The following is a 17,062-nucleotide window of genomic DNA, read 5'->3' on the forward strand; positions in this document are numbered from 1 at the left end:
CGGTTCACGGCGACCTTTCGAAAGGGATTCGACTGTCCTCGCCCGTGCCTGCCGCGACCCGCCCGATCCGTGGCACGACCGCACCCCAGGTCGAACACCGCGACAAGCACAGACGAGTTGATCCTCTCCGGCGCCGCTTGCGACCCGCTTGGAATCCACCAACCGGCCGGCATCCAGGGCCGGTGTCAGGCGGTCAACGCGGCCGTCGCCTCCGCCAGCCAGTGCGGCGAGCCCCACCGGCGGGCCACCGCCGCCGCGAGCGTGAAGTGCCGCCGCGCCTCCTCGGCGCGCCCGAGCAGGCGGAACAACTCCCCCAGGGTCAGGGCGACCGGACGCACCACGAAGGTCGTGGTGCTGAAGCCGGCCAGTTGGTCGCGGACCGGGAGCAGGTCCTCGATCACCGACTCCGCGAGATCCCTGCGCTCCAACGCCACCACGACCAGCGCGCGCACCGTGAGCAGGAGGGAACGGAAGTAGTCGGGGCGGTAGGTGTGCTCGCCGATCGGCATCGCCCGCGCCTCGTCGGCCCGCCCGTTCTCGATCAGGGCCAACGCCAGCAGGTCGTCGAGGATCGGCCCGAACATCTCCCGGGCCCGCCGGGTCGCCTCCAGATGCTCGCCGAGGCGCCGCTGACTGAGCAGCAGGATCGCCCCGGCGAAGTAGTCGAGGCTGTCGCCGTGCAGCGAGCCCTGCCGCCGCATCTCGGTCGCGGCCTCGGCGTAGTACCGCTGCGCCGCCGCGAAGTCACCGGCCACGTGCGCGAGACCGGCCCGGGAGCTCAGGTGGATCGCCCACGCCTCGTTGAGCTGGTACGCGCGGGCCATCGTCCCCTGCCGGGCGACGCTGGCGCGCACCTCCGCCGGCTCGTTCAGCGCGGCGGCTGCCTGGCCGATCACCTGCTCGGCGAGCCAGCGGTAGGCCACGAGGCCGTGTTCGTCGGCGAGATCGCGCAGCTCCAGGGCCAGTTCCCGCCGCTGCGCCGCCTCCAGCTCGTACGACAGGGTGCGGACCCGGGCGGCCAGCCCGAGGGCGCGCAGCTCCGGGTCGGCCAGTCCACGCGAGATCGCCAACGCCTCCCGGCCGGCCTGCGGACCACGCGGGTCCGCCTCGCCGTCGAGCTCGACGGTCAGCGCCTCGAGGAGCCGACAGCGCACCGTCGGCGCCACGTCGCGCCGGCGCAACAGGCGAGCCAGCAGGTCGACCATCCGCCCGTCCACCACGCCGTACGGGCGGGTCAGCCACGGCGTGGGCACCGTCCACGCGGTGAACGCCGCCACGAGCAGTTCGTCACGGCCGGAGGCCACGGCGACGTCGACCACGTCGGCCCGGGTCTGGCGGGCGGCGGTCAACGCACCGGCCCGCGCCTGCGCGCGCAGCAGCCGGCCCCGCAGGTCGACCCGCAGCGCGTCCCGATCGCCGGTGATCGCCTCGGCGACGTCCACCGCGTGGGTGAGCAGCTCCACCGCCGCGTCGTGGGCGAACCGCCGCTCCGCCAGCTCGGCCGCGCGGACCGCGTAGTCGATGGCGAGCGGCGCGGTCTCGGGCGAGGCGGCGCGGGCGTAGTGGTGGGCCAGGGCGGGGTAGTCGTCCGGACGCAGCCGGCGGATGGCGGCCGCGACCCGGGCGTGCATCCGAACGCGACGCAGCTGGGACAGGTCCTGGTAGATGGTGTCCCGGACCAGACCGTGCACGAACCGCACCCGCCCGGGCGCCGGTTCGGCGAGCAGCCCGGCGGCCAGCCCGGCCTCCAACGCGTCGACGACGTCGGCCTCGTCGGTGTCGGCGGTCTCCACGAGCGTCGCCACGTCCACCTCCCGCCCGGCGACCGCGGCGAGCCGCAGCACGGCCACCGCCGCCGGCGGTAGCCGGTTGAGGCGCCGACGCAGCACGTCGCGCACGCCCTCCGGCACCTCGGAGGTCGCCACGAGCGTGCCCTCGGCGGCGAGCAACCGCGCCGACTCGCGGACGTAGAACGGGTTGCCGCCGGTCCGCTCCGTCAGCGCGGCGACCGTGTCCGCGTCGACGGTCGTCCGGGCGACGCAGCCGACGAGCCGCTCGACCTCGGCCGGCGACAGACCACCCAGGTGGATCCGACGTGGCATCCGGCGGGCCAGCGCGGCCATGGTCTCGGCGAGCCGCTCGCGATTGTCGGCGGGCCGCGAGGCCGCCACGAACAGGACGGCGCCGTCGGCCAGCTCGATGACGCTGCGCACCAGCAGCAACGTCTCGTCGTCGGCGGCGTGCAGGTCGTCGAGGACGACGGCGATCGGGCGACCGGTCGCCGCGACGCGCAGCCAGGCGACGACCGCCTGATGCAGCCGGAACCGACCGGCGGCCACGTCCCCACCCAGCTCACCCTCGCCCAGCAGCGGGGCGAGGGTCGGCGCGAGGTCGCCCGGCGGCGCCTCTCCGGCGAGCTGCCGCAGCGCCTCGACCCACGCCCAGGCCGGGGGCGCACCCTCGACCTCCGGGCAGCGGCCCACCACGACCAGCCAACCCTGGGCGGCCAGCTCGGCCCGGAAGTGGGCGAGCAGGCTCGTCTTGCCGACGCCGGCCTCCCCGCTGACCAACGCGATCCGTGGTCCGGCGACCGTCGCCTCGGCGGCGGTCCGCCGCAGGGTGGCCAGCTCCGCCTCCCGCCCGATGAACAGCTCGTCGGACGCTGCCTCGGGGCAGAACTCCGGCGGACCCGGACGAGTGGAACCGGCCGGTCCCGGCTGCGCCTCGGCCGGCGCGCCGCCGGGTGGCGGCACCAGTGTTCCGGGGACCGGCGCGGGCGGGGCGTCGCCGGGTGGCGGCACCGATGTTCCGGCGACCGGCGCGGGCGGCGGCAGGAGGTCGACCCGCTGGCCCAGGATCGCCAGCTCCACCTCGACCAGCGCCGGCCCCGGATCCAGGCCCAGCTCCTCCGCCAGTACCGCCCGGGCCCGCCGCAGCGCGGCGAGCGCGTCCCCCTGCCGACCCGCGCGCCACAACGCCAACGCCAACAGCCGCCAGCTCTCCTCGCGCAGCGGCGCCTGCCTCGTCAACACCTCCGCCTCCGCGGCCGCCTCGGCCGCCGCGCCGGAGCGCAGCGTCGCGTCGAGCAGCAGCTCCCGAGCGGCGAGACGCAGCTCCTCCAGCCGGGTCACCTCCGGCTGCGCCCACGGTTCCCCGGCGAACTCGGCGTACGCCGGGCCACGCCACAGGTCGAGAGCCCCGCTCAGCAGCAGGCGGGCCCGGCCCGGATCCGACGAGCCGACCGAACGCGCCTGCCCGAGCATCGCCTCGAACCGCTCCGCGTCGACGGCGTCGGCGCTCGCCCGCAGCGCGTACCCGGGCGGGGCGGTCACCAGCACCCGGGCCGGCATCCGACGCTCCCGATCCGGCTCCAGCAGGCGACGCAGGTTCGACACGTACGCCTGGAGGGAGGCGATCGCCCGGGGCGGCGCCGCACCCCGCCACAGGTCGTTGATCATCCGCCCGACGGGGACGACCTCACCACGAGCCGAGAGCAGCAGCGCGAGTACGGCACGCTGGCGGGGGCCACCGAGGTCGACCGTTCCGCCCGTGCCGACCTCGACCTCGAGAGGCCCGAGCACTCGCAGCAGCATGACGGGGTCGATCGTATCGGCGGCGTACCGGGTCCAGGACCTTCCCGCCGGGGAGGTCACCCACGTCACCGAAGGTGCGACCCGACAGCGGGGCATTCACCGCGCCGCTGCGAGCGGCGCACGGTCACCGTTCGTCGATCAGCTCCGCCAGGGCGGCGTCGCCCTGCGCCGGCACCGAACCGTCGCCCCGGACCACCATGACCCGGTGGCAGCCGTCGAGCTCGACGTACGTCTGCGGGTCCTCCCCGGTCGTGGCCCATAGCAGCGCGAAACGGCTGGCCTGCTCCGTGCAGACCCTCACCGGCCCGGCCTCCCGCAGCGCCCGCCCGATCGCTGCGCTGCGCTGCGGCGTCAACACCGTCCCGTGTACGAAGCTGCCGGTGCCCGGCTCGCTCTTGCGCACCTCGTAGACGCAGAGGCGGATCTGCCGGCCGGTGGGGAGGGGAGCCGGGAGCGCCTCGCGCGGGACGCCGGGGTTCACCGTCGTCTCCGTCTCCAGCGCGATCGTGTCCTTCCAGTCCTGGCTGCAACCCGCCGCGGCAGCCTCGGCCGACACCAGCTCGGCGACCGTCCGCGTCGAGACGGTGGTCATCGGCAGCGCGGCGAGCGCGTCGCGTACCTCGGACCGGAGCTTGCCGCACCGGTCGAGCGGCAGGCCGGGACGGACCCAGCGGCCGTCGGCGTCGACCAGCACGAGCCAGGGAGCGACCGACAGCTCCCTGGTGCAGAGCCCATTGGTGGGCGGCTCGTCCGCCAGCCGGAGCGCGGCGGTGAGGCCGTCCACCTCCTCGGCACGACGTTCCGTGAGAACCCGGTCCTGACCGCCGTCGGGACGCTGCTGCGTCTCCTGCCCGCACACGACCACCGCGACCGGGGTGAAGCCGTCGTCGAGTCGGGGCAGCGCTCCCCCGTCCGGGGCCGTGACCATGAAGCCCACCGTCGTCGTCTCCGGCGCGACCTCGACACACGAGCTCCAGCGCCCACCCGGAGCACCCGCCGCCCGGCCCTCGGCCGCGCCCTCCTCGACAGGGGCACAGCCGACCAGCGCCAACCCGACAAGTACGACCGCTATCCGGCCACCAACCGCCCGCACGAACATCTCGCCCCCTCGTGATCCATGACTGAGACGGGCGACGGCTCGCTTCGGATCCCGTGCGCCGGCCACCCGGATCCGAGCCGTGACGCGACTCCACTCCCGCAGCCTCGGCGGCCGATCCGGCATGCCGCCGGGCGCGGCCCGACCAGGTCACCGGCGGGCGGTAGGGTCACGGTGGCCGGCAACCCGGCGACCGGGCCACCCGGCGGGGCGGCCACCCGAACCGGCCGACCAGGCTCGAAGGGAAGGCACCGCAACGATGGCGATTCCGCATCTCACCGCCGCCGACGGCACCGCATTGCCGGCGATCGGCTTGGGCACGTACCGGCTGACCGGTTCCGACGGGGTCGAGTCGATCGGTCAGGCGATCCAGGCCGGCTACCGGCTCCTCGACTCCGCCGTCAACTACGAGAACGAGGGTGCGGTGGGCCGGGCGGCGCGCGCCGCCGGTGTACGCGACGAGCTGATCGTCACCTCGAAGCTGCCGGGACGGCACCACCGCTACGCCGAGGCGTTGACCACGATCGAGGAGAGCGTCTACCGCACCGGCCGCGACCAGATCGACCTGTACCTGATCCACTGGCCCAACCCGAAGGTCGACCTCTACGTGGAGGCGTGGCGAGCCCTGATCGAGGCGCGCGAGCGGGGGCTCGTCCGGCACATCGGCCTGTCGAACTTCCTGCCCGAGCACATCGACCGGCTGCTGTCGGAGACCGGCGTCGCGCCGGCCGTGAACCAGATCGAGATCCACCCCTACTTCCCGCAGCAGGAGGCCCTCGACTACCACCGCGCGCACGGGATCCTCGTGCAGGGGTGGAGTCCACTCGGTCGCGGCAACGACCTGCAGGACAACCAGACCATCGCCGAGGTCGCGGCCGCGCACGGCATCACGCCCGCGCAGGCCATCCTCGCCTGGCACGTGGCCCGTGGGGTGATCCCGCTGCCCAAGGCGGCGTCACCGAAGCGGCAGCAGGAGAACCTCGACATCTTCGGCATCGAGCTCACCGAGGCCGAGATCGCGGCCATCACCGCGCTGGGCCGCCCCGACGGGCGCCTCGCGGGTCAGGATCCGGCGGTGTACGAGGAGTTCTGACGGCAGGATGTCCCTGCCGGTGCTGCCTGGCGACGACGACGGCGGCCGTTTCAGTAGTAGCTCCACCAGCTGCACGATCGATCAAGGCCGTGACCCGTGGCTCCACGGGTCACGGCCTTGATCGCTCGCGTGCCCTAAGGGGTTCGAAGCCCTACGAGGCAGTCTTGTCAGCCGATGTAGCCGTTCTCCGTCAGCCAGGTCTTGGCGACGTCCGCCGGATCCTCACCGTCCACGTCGACCTTCGCGTTGAGCCCGACCATCGTGGCGTCGTCGAGCGCCGCCGCGATCGGAGCGAAGATCTCCTTGATCTCGGGGTGCTCGGCGAGCACCTCGGTCCGGACGTTCACGGAACCGTTGAAGGGCGGGAAGAACTGCTTGTCGTCGGTCAACACGGTGAGACCGAGAGAACTCACCCGGCCGTCCGTGGAGGTGATCGAGCCGAAGGCGCAGTCGCCCTTGTCGACCTGGTTGTAGACGAGGGCGTCCTGCACGTTCGAGACGTTGGCCGGCGCGACCTTGAAGCCGTAGGCCTTCTCGAGCCCAGGCAGACCGTCGGGCCGGGTGGAGAACTCTCCGCCGACGCAGAAGGTCGCATCCGCCGGTTTGCGCGCGATCAACGCGGCGAGGTCGGAGATCGAGGCGACGCCGAGCCGCTCGGCAGTCTCGCTGCTCGCCGCGATCGCGTAGGTGTCGTTGAATGGGGCCGGCTCGAGCCAGACGACACCGTTGGCGGCGTCGGCGTCGCGGACAGCTTCGAACTGCGCCTTGGCCCCGGGGATGCCCTTCTCCTTCTGCAGGTAGGTGACCCAGCCCGTGCCGAGATACTCCCAGTACAGGTCGATCTCGCCGGAGGTGAGCGCGTCGCGGACGGTCGTACTGCCCTGCAACCCGATCTGGTCCTTCACCTCAGCACCAGCGGCGGTGAGCGCGAGCTTGGTCAGGTTCCCGAGGATGAGTTGCTCGGTGAATTCCTTGGAACCGACAGTGACCGTCGCGCCGGCGAGGTCGAACTTCTCGCCGATGCTTCCGCTACCCGCGACATCGTCGTTGCCGTCGCTGCTGCACGAGGCGACGAGCATCACCAGCGCGAGTGCGCCGGCGAGCACCGGCCACCGTCCTCGTTTCTTCGTGTTGCTCATGTTTCCTCCTTTGATACCCAACGACATCGGACGAAGCCGCGGTGGGTCAAAGCCCCTTCGGGCGCAGAGCGTCCTCGACGATGCCGGCCACCCAGTCAAGGAGCAGCGCCAGAACGGCGGTGAGGACGCTTCCGGTGATGAGAACGGGCATCCGGTCGAAACGGATCCCCTGGTCGATCAGGAAGCCGAGACCTCCGGCACCGACGAAGGTCGCCAGGGTGCCGGTGCCGACGTTGATGATGAGTGCCGTACGGATGCCGGCGAGCAGAACCGGCACGCTCAGCGGTAGCTCGACGCGGCGAAGCACCTGCCAGCCACTCAGTCCCATCCCCCGACTCGCCTCGACCAGCATGCGATCGACCTGGTTGAGACCGACGATGGTGTTACGGAGGACCGGCAGCGCGGCGTAGATGACCAGCGCGTAGACAGCCTGGTCGAAGCCGATGCCGACGGTGATCGCCATCAACACCAGAACCCCGATCGACGGCGTCGCCTGACCGATGTTGGCGACGGCGAGCACTACCGGGGAGAACCTGCGGACCGCCGGCCGGGTCAGCACCACCCCCAACGGCACCGCCAGAAGGACGACGATCAGCGTCGAGACGAAGGTGAGCTCCACATGTTCGACCAGCTTCTCGCGAATCGTCTCGGCGTTGAGGCTCGCCTGGGAGATCCGATCGAGATCCTGGTTGCGCACGTAGAAGTAGAGCGCCACGCAGACGGCGGCGATCAGCGCCGGAGTGCCCAACCGACGCCAGAACCGCGGCGGTCCGCCAAGCTCGGTGAGGAGGTCGTCGGCGTCGGGCGCGGCACCGCGGGTCCTGCCCCCGAGTGCTGGGATGGCCATCTAACCAGCCTCCGTCGGCCGGCCTGCCGCGTCCCGGTCCCGGGCCTGGACGCTCCCCCGCATCTCGTCGATGGCCCGCATCACTGTGCGCATGTCGACGACGCCCTGGTACCGCCGCTGGTCATCGACGACGATGGCGCATCCGACCCGCGAGGTGACCATCTCGTTCAGTGCGTCGTGCAGCGTGGCGTGCGGCTCCACAGTGGCCGCCGCGGGAAGTCCTACCCGGTCGAGGGATTCGTCCGAACGGACGAGGTCGTGGCCGGTGATCCAGCGAACCGGCCGCTGGTTCTCGTCGAGCAGCAGCAGCGACCCGTGATCACTGCCGGTGAGCGCCTGGCGCAGGTGTGCCCGATCGTCGTCGAGCCGGCCGACCGCCCACTGGTTCAGCTCCACGTCCCGGACACGGCTCAGACTCAGGCGCTTGAGCGAGGCGCCCGAGCCGATGAAATCCGCGACGAAGTCGTCGGCCGGAGCCGTCAAGATCGCCTCTGGAGTGTCGTACTGTGCGATCTTCGACCCCTTCGTGAGGATCGCGATCCGGTCGCCGAGCTTGATCGCCTCGTCGATGTCGTGCGTCACGAAGACGATGGTCTTCCGAAGGTCGTTCTGGAGGCGGAGGAACTCGTTCTGGAGGCGCTCGCGTGTGATCGGGTCGATGGCGCCGAACGGCTCGTCCATCAGCAGCACCGGGGGATCGGCGCTCATCGCCCGGGCGACACCGACCCGTTGGCGCTGGCCGCCTGACAGCTCCTTCGGATACCGCGTGCGGTAGGCCGTAGGTTCCATACCCACCAGGTCCAGCAGTTCGTCGACGCGCTGGGAGATCCGGTCCCGGCTCCACCCGAGCAGCCTGGGCACCATGCCGATGTTCTCGGCAATCGTCATGTGCGGGAACAGGCCGATCTGTTGGATGACGTAGCCGATCCGGCGGCGTAGCTGATCGGCGTTGACGTCGGTCACGTCCTCGCCGTCGATGAAGATGCGTCCGGAGGTCGGCTCGATGATCCGGTTGATCATCTTCAGGCTGGTGGTCTTGCCACAGCCGGAGGGTCCCACCAGAACCACGATCTCGCCGGCTGGTATGTCCATGGTGAGGTTGTCCACGGCCGGTTCGGCCTGACCCGGATAGCGTTTGACCAACGACTCGAGGCGGATGGGTGCTGCCGCGGCGGTCCCTTGTTCATGCTCAGTCATCACAACCCCTTCGATGTCGTCAACCTGGAGACCACGGCGAGGACCCCGTCCAGCAGCAGCGCCAGCGTCGCGACGAAGAGGGTTCCGCTGAAGGCAAGGTTGAATCCGCGCTGGGTGCCGATCGCCGAGAGTCCCTGGAAGATCGGACCACCGAGGCCGGGCCCGTTGACGATGGCCGCGATGGCGGCGATCCCGACGATCATCAGTGTGGAAACGCGTATGCCGGCCATGATGACCGGCCAGGCGAGTGGTAGCTCGACGCGGAGCAGCCGCTGGCGGCGGGAGAGTCCCATGCCCTGTGCCGATTCGACAACAGCTGGATCGACCGAACGCAGGCCGGTGATCGTGTTGCGCGCGATGGGAAGCAGTGCGTACAGCACCAACGCGACGACTGTGGGCACGGCCCCGAGGCCAAAGATCGGTATGAACAGTCCAAACAGGGCGAACGACGGAATGGTCAGGAAGGTGCCGGTCACCGTGAGTACGGTTCTGGCTCCGCTCCGATTTCGATAAGTTGCCAGGCCCAACCCGAGTGCGATCACAGTCGCCAGCACTATCGTGACGAACACCACAAGCAAATGCTCGAAGCTCAGCTCGAGCAGGTCAGACCACTCTCGTTCCAGATATGCGGGCACGCCGGAGATGTAGTCGAGGAAGGTCATTGGCGAATCAGCTTAACGGATGGCGATTCACGTTTGAACAGGGGGCCCCGGCCCGGCCCGGCGGCTCATCACGTGACCGGTCTACCCGGGTTGACGACGGCGGCGGGTGCCTGGAGTGAATACACCAGTTGCCGTCGCGGCTCCGGCGTGGTGAGTACCTCGTGCTCAGCAGGCGAGGGTCGCCATTGGACCTCGTGTCTCGCGCCGGCAGTAGCCTCAATTCACGCATTCGGATGAGTCAGAGCGAGCGGTCGAACACCCCGTGCTGTTGAGGAAATCGGACATCCAATAGCAGGCGATCGCTCCAGCGCATTCGGCAATCGACATCAGTCGACAGCGGCCATGGTCATACCAGAAACCCCTTCGGGTGCGCCGCCGAAAGGGGTGCGGCCCGTACCTCACGGCGTCCGGGCCGGCCCCTCGTGAGGCCGGCCCGGACTGTCAGAAGGTTCAGACGAGGTCGAACCGGTCCAGGTTCATGACCTTGACCCACGCCCGCACGAAGTCGTGCACGAACGTCTCCCGAGCGTCGTCGCTCGCGTAGACCTCCGCGAGCGCCCGCAGCTCCGAGTTGGAGCCGAAGACGAGGTCGGCCCGGCTACCGGTCCACTTGACCTCGCCGGTGGCGGCGTCGCGGCCCTCGAAGGTGTTCGCGTCCGCGGAGGTCGCCTTCCACGTCGTACCCAGGTCCAGCAGGTTGACGAAGAAGTCGTTGGTCAGCGTGCCGGGGGTGTCGGTGAACACGCCCAGCGGCGACTGCCGGTGGTTCGCACCCAGGACGCGCAGACCTCCGACGAGGACTGTCATCTCGGGCGCGCTCAGGGTCAGCAGGTTCGCCCGGTCGACGAGCAGGAACTCGGCCGGCAGGCGGTGGCCCTTGCCGAGGTAGTTGCGGAACCCGTCGACGGTCGGCTCCATCGCGGCGAACGACTCGACGTCGGTCTGCTCCTGCGAGGCGTCGGTACGTCCCGGCGTGAACGGCACCTCGACGTCGACGCCGGCGGCACGGGCGGCCCGCTCGACGGCGGCGCCACCGGCGAGGACGATCAGGTCGGCCAGCGAGATCTTCTTCCCACCGGTCTGGGCGGCGTTGAACGCCTCCTGGATCCCCTCCAGGGTGCCCAGCACCCGCGCCAGCTCGTCCGGGTTGTTGACCTCCCAGCTGTTCTGCGGCTCCAGCCGGATGCGGGCGCCGTTGGCGCCGCCGCGCTTGTCGCCGCCGCGGAACGTCGACGCGGACGCCCACGCGGTGGAGACCAGCTGGGACACGGAGAGGCCGGAGGCGAGGACCTGCGCCTTGAGGGCGGCGACGTCCTCGGCGTCGACGAGCTCGTGATCCACGGCCGGGATGGGGTCCTGCCAGATCAGCGTCTCGGCGGGGACCTCCGAGCCGAGGTAGCGGACGACCGGGCCCATGTCGCGGTGGGTGAGCTTGAACCAGGCCCGGGCGAACGCGTCGGCGAACTCGTCGGGGTTCTCCATGAAGCGCCGCGAGATCTGCTCGTAGACCGGGTCGACGCGGAGCGCGATGTCGGTCGTCAGCATGCCGGGGGCGTGCCGCTTCGACGGGTCGTGGGCGTCAGGCACGGTCCCGGCGCCGCCGTTGTGCTTGGGCGTCCACTGGTGTGCGCCGGCCGGGCTCTTGGTCAGCTCCCACTCGTAGCCGAAGAGGTTCCAGAAGAAGTTGTTGGTCCACTTCGTCGGCGTCGTGGTCCAGATGACCTCCAGGCCACTGGTGATCGTGTCCGCGCCCTTGCCGGTGCCGAAGCTGTTCTTCCAGCCGAGGCCCTGCTCCTCGATGGGGGCGCCCTCGGGCTCGGGGCCGACGTGGTCGGTCGGGCCCGCACCGTGGGTCTTGCCGAAGGTGTGGCCGCCCGCGATCAGCGCGACGGTCTCCTCGTCGTTCATCCCCATCCGGCCGAACGTCTCGCGGATGTCCCGGGCCGAGGCGAGCGGGTCCGGGTTGCCGTTCGGGCCCTCCGGGTTGACGTAGATGAGGCCCATCTGCACCGCGGCGAGCGGCTGCTCGAGGTCCCGGTCGCCGGTGTAGCGCTCGTCGCCGAGCCAGGTGGTCTCGGGGCCCCAGTAGACGTCCTCGTCGGGCTCCCAGACGTCCTCCCGGCCACCGGCGTAGCCGAAGGTCTTGAAGCCCATCGACTCCAGGGCGACGTTGCCGGCGAGGATCATGAGGTCGGCCCAGGAGAGGCTCTTGCCGTACTTCATCTTGACCGGCCACAGCAGGCGGCGGGCCTTGTCGAGGTTGCCGTTGTCCGGCCAGCTGTTCAGGGGTGCGAAGCGCTGCTGGCCGGCACCCGCGCCGCCACGGCCGTCGCTGATGCGGTAGGTGCCCGCACTGTGCCACGCCATACGGATGATGAACGGGCCGTAGTGGCCGAAGTCGGCCGGCCACCAGTCCTGCGAGGTGGTCAGGGCCTGTGCGATGTCCTGCTTGACGGCGGCCAGGTCGAGGGACTTGAACGCCTCGGCGTAGTTGAACTCCACCCCGAGCGGGTTCGTCACCGCGGGGTTCTTGGCGAGGATCTTCAGGTTGAGCCGGTTCGGCCACCAGCCGCGGCTACCGCCGCCCTGCGTGGGGTGGGGGGCGCGTCCGTGCGCGACCGGGCAGCGTGACTCGCTGCCCGCCTCCGCGTCGTGGACGACGGCGTCGTGGTTCTCGGACATCGGGTTCCTTCCGTGCTTACGTGTCAGGGGGATCAGGAGTTGCAGGTGACGGAGCAGCCGGGGCAGAGGCCCCAGTAGACGACCTCGGCCTCGTCGATGGTGAAGCCGTGGTCGTCGGACGCGGTCAGGCAGGGCGACGGCGCAGTCGACGTCGGCGATCAGACCGCAGTTCCGGCACACGAGGTGGTGGTGCGGAAGATCGTTACGGACGGCACCGATGATCGAATCCGTGTCCGCGTGCGGATGCGTGTGCACCGCGCTCAGCACCGCCACGCGCGGACGGGTCACGCGCAACGCGGCCCCGCGCAGCATCTGCTGAAAGTCCGGAGTCGTGGACACGGCGCGGAGTCTTCTTCGTTTTTTGGAATCAGTCAAGATAATGGGCTGGAGGTCACGCCTCGCCGACCGAGGTCAGCAGTAATGCGCGGCGACCGCCGTGGCCCAGATCACTTCCGAGCGCCGCCCGCGCCGACGCCGGCGGCGCGAGGGCCCGCCCTCGCAGTGCCGGCCGGGGCCGGCAGAGAGTTCTTCCGGATCTTCGACGACCGGCATAGGGTGAGGTCCCGTCGAGAGGATCACGGATGGACGCGGCGCAAGCCATCTCGTTGGCGGCGAACTGGATCCGCTCCCACGGCGTGGACTACCCCACCGACGGGCTGGTGGCGGATCGCTTCGAGGCGGGCTGGAGCGTGTACGCGCCGGTGACCGTCGACGAGAGTGATCCCATGGCGTTCCTGGACATGCCGGTGGGACGGTCGGTCTTCCTGGTGGGAGATTCCGGGCGCATCGAGGAGGTGTCCTCCTCGGTCCCTCCACAGCAGGCACAGGACCGGTTCACCACGCAGGAGATCGCGGACGCGCACGCCGCCGGGTCGGACGAGGCACAGTTCATGGCCGAGTTCGAGCGCGCCTTCCAGCAGGCGGCGGCGGAACATCCACCGGCCGCCAGCAGCTTCACCGTCGTCGACGCCCCGTCCGATGAGGCCAGAACCGCCGCCGAGGCGTCCCGGCTGCTCGAACCGATCGCGCAACGGCTGGCCCAGCTCGGACCTCCTGGTTGGGAGCGACTCTCGGCCGAATTCGCGTTCACCGTCTCCGCCGAGGTCGCCCAGCTCTGGTTCTGGTCCGGGGACAGATCGATGCCGGCGCCCGTGCCGTTGAGCATCGGCGAACTGGTCCGCCACCAACGCAACGTCGCCGCACGGATGCCGGCCGGGCCGTGGTGGCGGCTGCTGCTGACCGTCACGAACCACGGCGTGATGACCGTGGAGTACGACTACGGCGACCAGCCGTTCCCCGACGGCCAACTGTTGGCCGCCGAGCACTACCGCAACGACCTGGCCGTCCATCCCCGCTCGCACGTACCGGTGTGGCTCGCCGGGTACGTCGCCGGGCCCGCCGCACAGGGACGCGACCCGCAGCGGGCGGCGGCCGCCGCAGCCGCCGACGCCGCCGTCGGAAGGACGGCCGTCCCGGTCGACGGTGTTCCCTCGCTGGCCGAGGTCTGGGCGCGGTGGGCCGCGCTCTCCGCCGTGTACGTCGGCGTCAGATCGGAGTGGGGGCCGCGGATCCTCCCCGGCCACGCCTGGTACGAGAGCGACAGGCGCAGCGGCTCGGTCCTCTTCGTACTCCCCGGTGAACGCGCGGTCCTCTCCGGCGGGAAGTGGGACTCCCCGCTGCTCGAAGCCGCCTACAACGGCGGCCGGCCGCTGCCCGACCTCTACTCCGGGGCACCCGCCTGGGTCACGGACAGCGTCCTCAACACCCGTAACCGCAACGGCCTGTTGACGTTCTGCCTCTGGTGGACCGACGGCCGCTGGCATCGGGGAGCCACCGACACGTCCGGGGAACTCGACGTTCCCCTGCCCCCGATCCGGACCCCGGGCGAGACGGTACGCGCGATGACCAGCCTGACCGGCCCCGGCACCGATCCCGCCTGCGCGGCTCTGCTGACCGCGATCGGGGACCGGAAGGCCAGCGCGCACCACGTGGCGGCGCTCTTCGCCCGCGTGCCCGGGGCCGACGTCGGCGCCGCCGTCAACCAGCTCAGCCTCGCCGGACTGCTGACCGCCTGAGCGCCACCCACCACCCGCGACCCGCCGCCCGGACGGTTCGGCGCCCGACGGTTCGACGCCGGGCGGCCCGACGATTCGACGCCGCGCGCCCGGACGGTTCGGGATCGGCCGGGCGGCCGGTGCGCGGGCGGCGGTGACGGAGCGACGAAGGTCGCCGGGACCGGTCTGGCACGAACCGGTCCCGACCACCTCGCACCGGCGCGCGGCCGGCGACCCGGATCCGTGGATCAGGAGTCCGGTGGAGTGCCCCGGCCGCGCTCAGACGGCGAGACGCTGGCCCGGGAAGATCAATCCCGGGTCGTCGCCGATCACGCGCTTGTTGCGCTCGTACAGGGTGTGCCAGCCGCCGGCCACGTGGTGCGCCTGGGCGATCTCCGACAGGGTGTCCCCCGGCTTCACCACGTACGTCCCGGCCGCGGACGTCGACGTGTCGTGCCGCCGGGTGGACTTCGTCTCGCCGCCGGTGGAGTGCTTCGACGCGCCGGTGGAGTTCGATCCGCCGGTAGGCTCGGACGACGTCGAGCCACCCTGCTTGCCGCAGGTCGGCCACGCGCCGATGCCCTGACCGTCGAGCACCTTCTCGGCGATCGCGATCTGCTCCTCGCGGGTGGCGAGGTCGGCGCGGGCGGCATACTTCGTGCCCCCGTACCCCTCCCAGGTGCTCTGGGAGAACTGGAGGCCGCCGAAGTAGCCGTTGCCGGTGTTGATGTGCCAGTCGCCGCTGGACTCGCACTGGGCGATGGCGTCCCAGTTGACCGCCGCCTGGGCGGGGGCGGCGCCGAAGAGCGCGACGGCGCCGGTGATCGCGCCGGCGGCCAGGGTGCCGACGGCGACGCGACGGGCGGTCACGGCACGGTGACGGGCATGGTAGGTAGCTGCCATTGGTTTCCTCCACGCCGACGAGGTGAGCTGTCGGGTTCGGACTGAGGAGCCCGGCCGCACGATGGGCGGCTTCACCCCGAGGCGCCCCGACATGGAAAGGCCGGCGGCGCCGGGAAACGGTGGGTCCCCCGCTCCTGCCCGGGTGGACGTTCCGACGACCGGCGGCAGGATTTGGCGTTACCGGTCGCGGTGTTCGCGTCGGCGAACTCGACCGACGCTATGCAGCATTCGCGACGATTGCCCACTTCCTGTGACGTTCTTCACCGGGCCACGCGCGGCGGTCCGCGTTCGACTTGCGCGCCTCGCCGGATCGTGCGGCGGCGACGAACCGACGCTCCTTTCGCCGGGACCGAACCGTCCGACAGGGAGGATGGTCACGATCTGCGGACGCAACGACTACCGCGGGCGACCGCCGGTCGCGCCCGCCGTGAGAGTCGGATCGGCGGCGGCCGACCAGCTCCCGACAACCCCGACAAGGGCAAGCACACATGCCCATGCTCTGATGTCTTCATGATCAGTCCAACTCCCCTGATGAGTCTCGTCGCCGGCGTCTGGGGCTTCAAGACCCTTGCCGTCGGCGTCGAACTCGGCCTGTTCACCCGACTCGCGAACGGGCGCACCATCACCGTCGGCGAGGCAGCCACCGAGTTCGATCTGGCCGAGCGCCCGACGGACATGCTGCTGGCGGCCAGCGCTTCGCTCGGCCTGCTGGAGCGGGTCGGCACGGGCTACCGCAACTCCGAACTCGCCGAGCAGTTTCTGGTCGAGGGGCGCCCGTACTACTTCGGCGGCCAGATCCGCTACTCCGACCTGCGCACGTACCTGCCGTGGCACCGGATCTCGGAGGCGCTGCGCACGGACCGGCCGCTGACCTGGGACCCGCAGAGCCAGCAGTCGATGTTCGACACCAGCGACCCGGAAATGATCAGCCAGTTCTGGGACGCGATGTACTCCACGTCCAGCTTCACCGCCCGGGCCCTGGCCGGCGCGTACGACTTCGGCACGCACCGGGCGCTGCTCGACGTCGGCGGCGGGGCGGCGGCGTTCCCGATCGAGCTGTGCCGGCGCCTGCCGGAGCTGCGGGCGACCGTGCTCGATCTGCCGCACGTCTGCGTGCGGGCCGAGGAGCGGATTGCGGCCGCCGACCTGACCGGCCGGATCGGCACCGTCGCCGGTGACTTCCTCACCGACCCCGCACTGCCGCAGGGATACGACGTCATCCTGCTGAGCATGATCCTGCATGACTGGGACGAGCCCACGAACCGGGCGCTGCTGGCGAAGTGCCACGCCGCGCTGCCACCCGGCGGGACTGTCGTCATCTGCGAGCTGCTGCTCAATGACGAGCGCACCGGCCCACCGGAGGCGGCGCTGATGGGCATGAACATGGTGGTCGAGACGGAAGGCGGCCGGAACTACTCCCGCGCCGAGTACGCGACCTGGCTCGCCGACGCCGACTTCGTCGACATCCGTACGGTGCTGTTCGACGCCCCGGGCGCCAACGGCGCGGTGGTGGCCCGCCGGGCCTGACCACCGGGCGAGGGTACGGCGGCCGGGGCGATCGGTGCGCCCGGCCGCCGCGGGGCCCACGCGTCGCGACCGGGCAGCCGCAGAGACGATGACCGTACGGCGTCGAGACATTGCGGACGGTGATCCGCGAGGGCTATGGGGGCGTACGTCCCGTGATGACTGCGACACGTGGACGGGCGGGGCTGGGGCGGAGCGGGCCACGTCGGCAACAATCCGGAGCGGAGACCCCGGCAGCTCAGCCGCCTAGCCACCGGGGTTTACCGGGGGGA

General features: G+C 71.0%; 11 protein-coding genes, 1 pseudogene and 1 riboswitch. Of the genes and pseudogenes, 3 read left to right on the plus strand and 9 right to left on the minus strand.

Annotation, left to right across the window (positions count from 1 at the left end):
• Nucleotides 1-185 precede the first annotated feature (185 nt).
• Both E1211_RS02040 and E1211_RS02045 read right to left on the minus strand, forming a co-directional pair.
• On the minus strand, nucleotides 186-3,593 hold the full coding sequence (locus E1211_RS02040) for a BTAD domain-containing putative transcriptional regulator (protein ID WP_207915161.1): 3,408 nt from the start codon (nucleotides 3,591-3,593) through the stop codon (nucleotides 186-188).
• Between the two features lie 124 nt (nucleotides 3,594-3,717).
• A complete protein-coding gene (locus E1211_RS02045) occupies nucleotides 3,718-4,692 on the minus strand; it encodes a hypothetical protein (RefSeq protein ID WP_132344767.1) in 975 nt (324 codons plus the stop codon).
• Between the two features lie 256 nt (nucleotides 4,693-4,948).
• Between E1211_RS02045 and E1211_RS02050 the strand changes: the two genes are divergently transcribed.
• Nucleotides 4,949-5,782: an aldo/keto reductase gene (locus tag E1211_RS02050; RefSeq protein WP_132344769.1), complete on the plus strand. Its 834-nt coding sequence runs from the start codon at nucleotides 4,949-4,951 to the stop codon at nucleotides 5,780-5,782.
• A 167-nt stretch (nucleotides 5,783-5,949) separates the two neighbouring features.
• Here the strand turns inward: E1211_RS02050 and E1211_RS02055 are convergent, their stop codons facing one another.
• The 6 genes and pseudogenes from E1211_RS02055 to E1211_RS02080 form a co-directional block, all read right to left on the minus strand.
• On the minus strand, nucleotides 5,950-6,921 hold the full coding sequence (locus E1211_RS02055; RefSeq protein WP_165947135.1) for a glycine betaine ABC transporter substrate-binding protein: 972 nt from the start codon (nucleotides 6,919-6,921) through the stop codon (nucleotides 5,950-5,952).
• A gap of 46 nt (nucleotides 6,922-6,967) precedes the next feature.
• On the minus strand, nucleotides 6,968-7,768 hold the full coding sequence (locus E1211_RS02060) for an ABC transporter permease (RefSeq protein ID WP_132344773.1): 801 nt from the start codon (nucleotides 7,766-7,768) through the stop codon (nucleotides 6,968-6,970).
• Nucleotides 7,769-8,965: a betaine/proline/choline family ABC transporter ATP-binding protein gene (locus E1211_RS02065; protein WP_132344775.1), complete on the minus strand. Its 1,197-nt coding sequence runs from the start codon at nucleotides 8,963-8,965 to the stop codon at nucleotides 7,769-7,771.
• Complete coding sequence (locus tag E1211_RS02070) at nucleotides 8,965-9,627, minus strand: ABC transporter permease (RefSeq protein WP_132344777.1); 663 nt, start codon at nucleotides 9,625-9,627, stop codon at nucleotides 8,965-8,967. The genes E1211_RS02065 and E1211_RS02070 overlap by 1 nt, the downstream gene beginning before the upstream one ends.
• Before the next feature lie 450 nt (nucleotides 9,628-10,077).
• Entirely contained in the window at nucleotides 10,078-12,309 is a 2,232-nt protein-coding gene (gene katG / locus E1211_RS02075) for a catalase/peroxidase HPI (RefSeq protein WP_132344779.1), read from the minus strand.
• 32 nt (nucleotides 12,310-12,341) lie between these two features.
• Nucleotides 12,342-12,621 (minus strand): annotated as a pseudogene (locus E1211_RS02080) (Fur family transcriptional regulator).
• Nucleotides 12,622-12,890: 269 nt separating this feature from the next.
• Here E1211_RS02080 and E1211_RS32895 point away from each other — a divergent pair.
• On the plus strand, nucleotides 12,891-14,384 hold the full coding sequence (locus E1211_RS32895) for a hypothetical protein (protein ID WP_207915163.1): 1,494 nt from the start codon (nucleotides 12,891-12,893) through the stop codon (nucleotides 14,382-14,384).
• A 258-nt stretch (nucleotides 14,385-14,642) separates the two neighbouring features.
• Here the strand turns inward: E1211_RS32895 and E1211_RS02090 are convergent, their stop codons facing one another.
• Nucleotides 14,643-15,266 carry a transglycosylase family protein gene (locus E1211_RS02090; RefSeq protein ID WP_132344781.1) on the minus strand — a complete coding sequence of 208 codons (624 nt, stop codon included), beginning with the start codon at nucleotides 15,264-15,266 and terminating at the stop codon, nucleotides 14,643-14,645.
• A riboswitch (cyclic di-AMP (ydaO/yuaA leader) is annotated at nucleotides 15,264-15,453 on the minus strand. (Overlaps the previous gene by 3 nt.)
• 323 nt (nucleotides 15,454-15,776) lie before the next feature.
• On the opposite strand from E1211_RS02090, the gene E1211_RS02095 reads away from it, so the two are divergent.
• On the plus strand, nucleotides 15,777-16,793 hold the full coding sequence (locus tag E1211_RS02095) for a methyltransferase (RefSeq protein WP_132344783.1): 1,017 nt from the start codon (nucleotides 15,777-15,779) through the stop codon (nucleotides 16,791-16,793).
• The last annotated feature ends 269 nt before the right edge of the window (nucleotides 16,794-17,062 follow it).

This window comes from Micromonospora sp. 15K316 (assembly GCF_004348525.1).
Lineage (GTDB): Bacteria > Actinomycetota > Actinomycetes > Mycobacteriales > Micromonosporaceae > Micromonospora.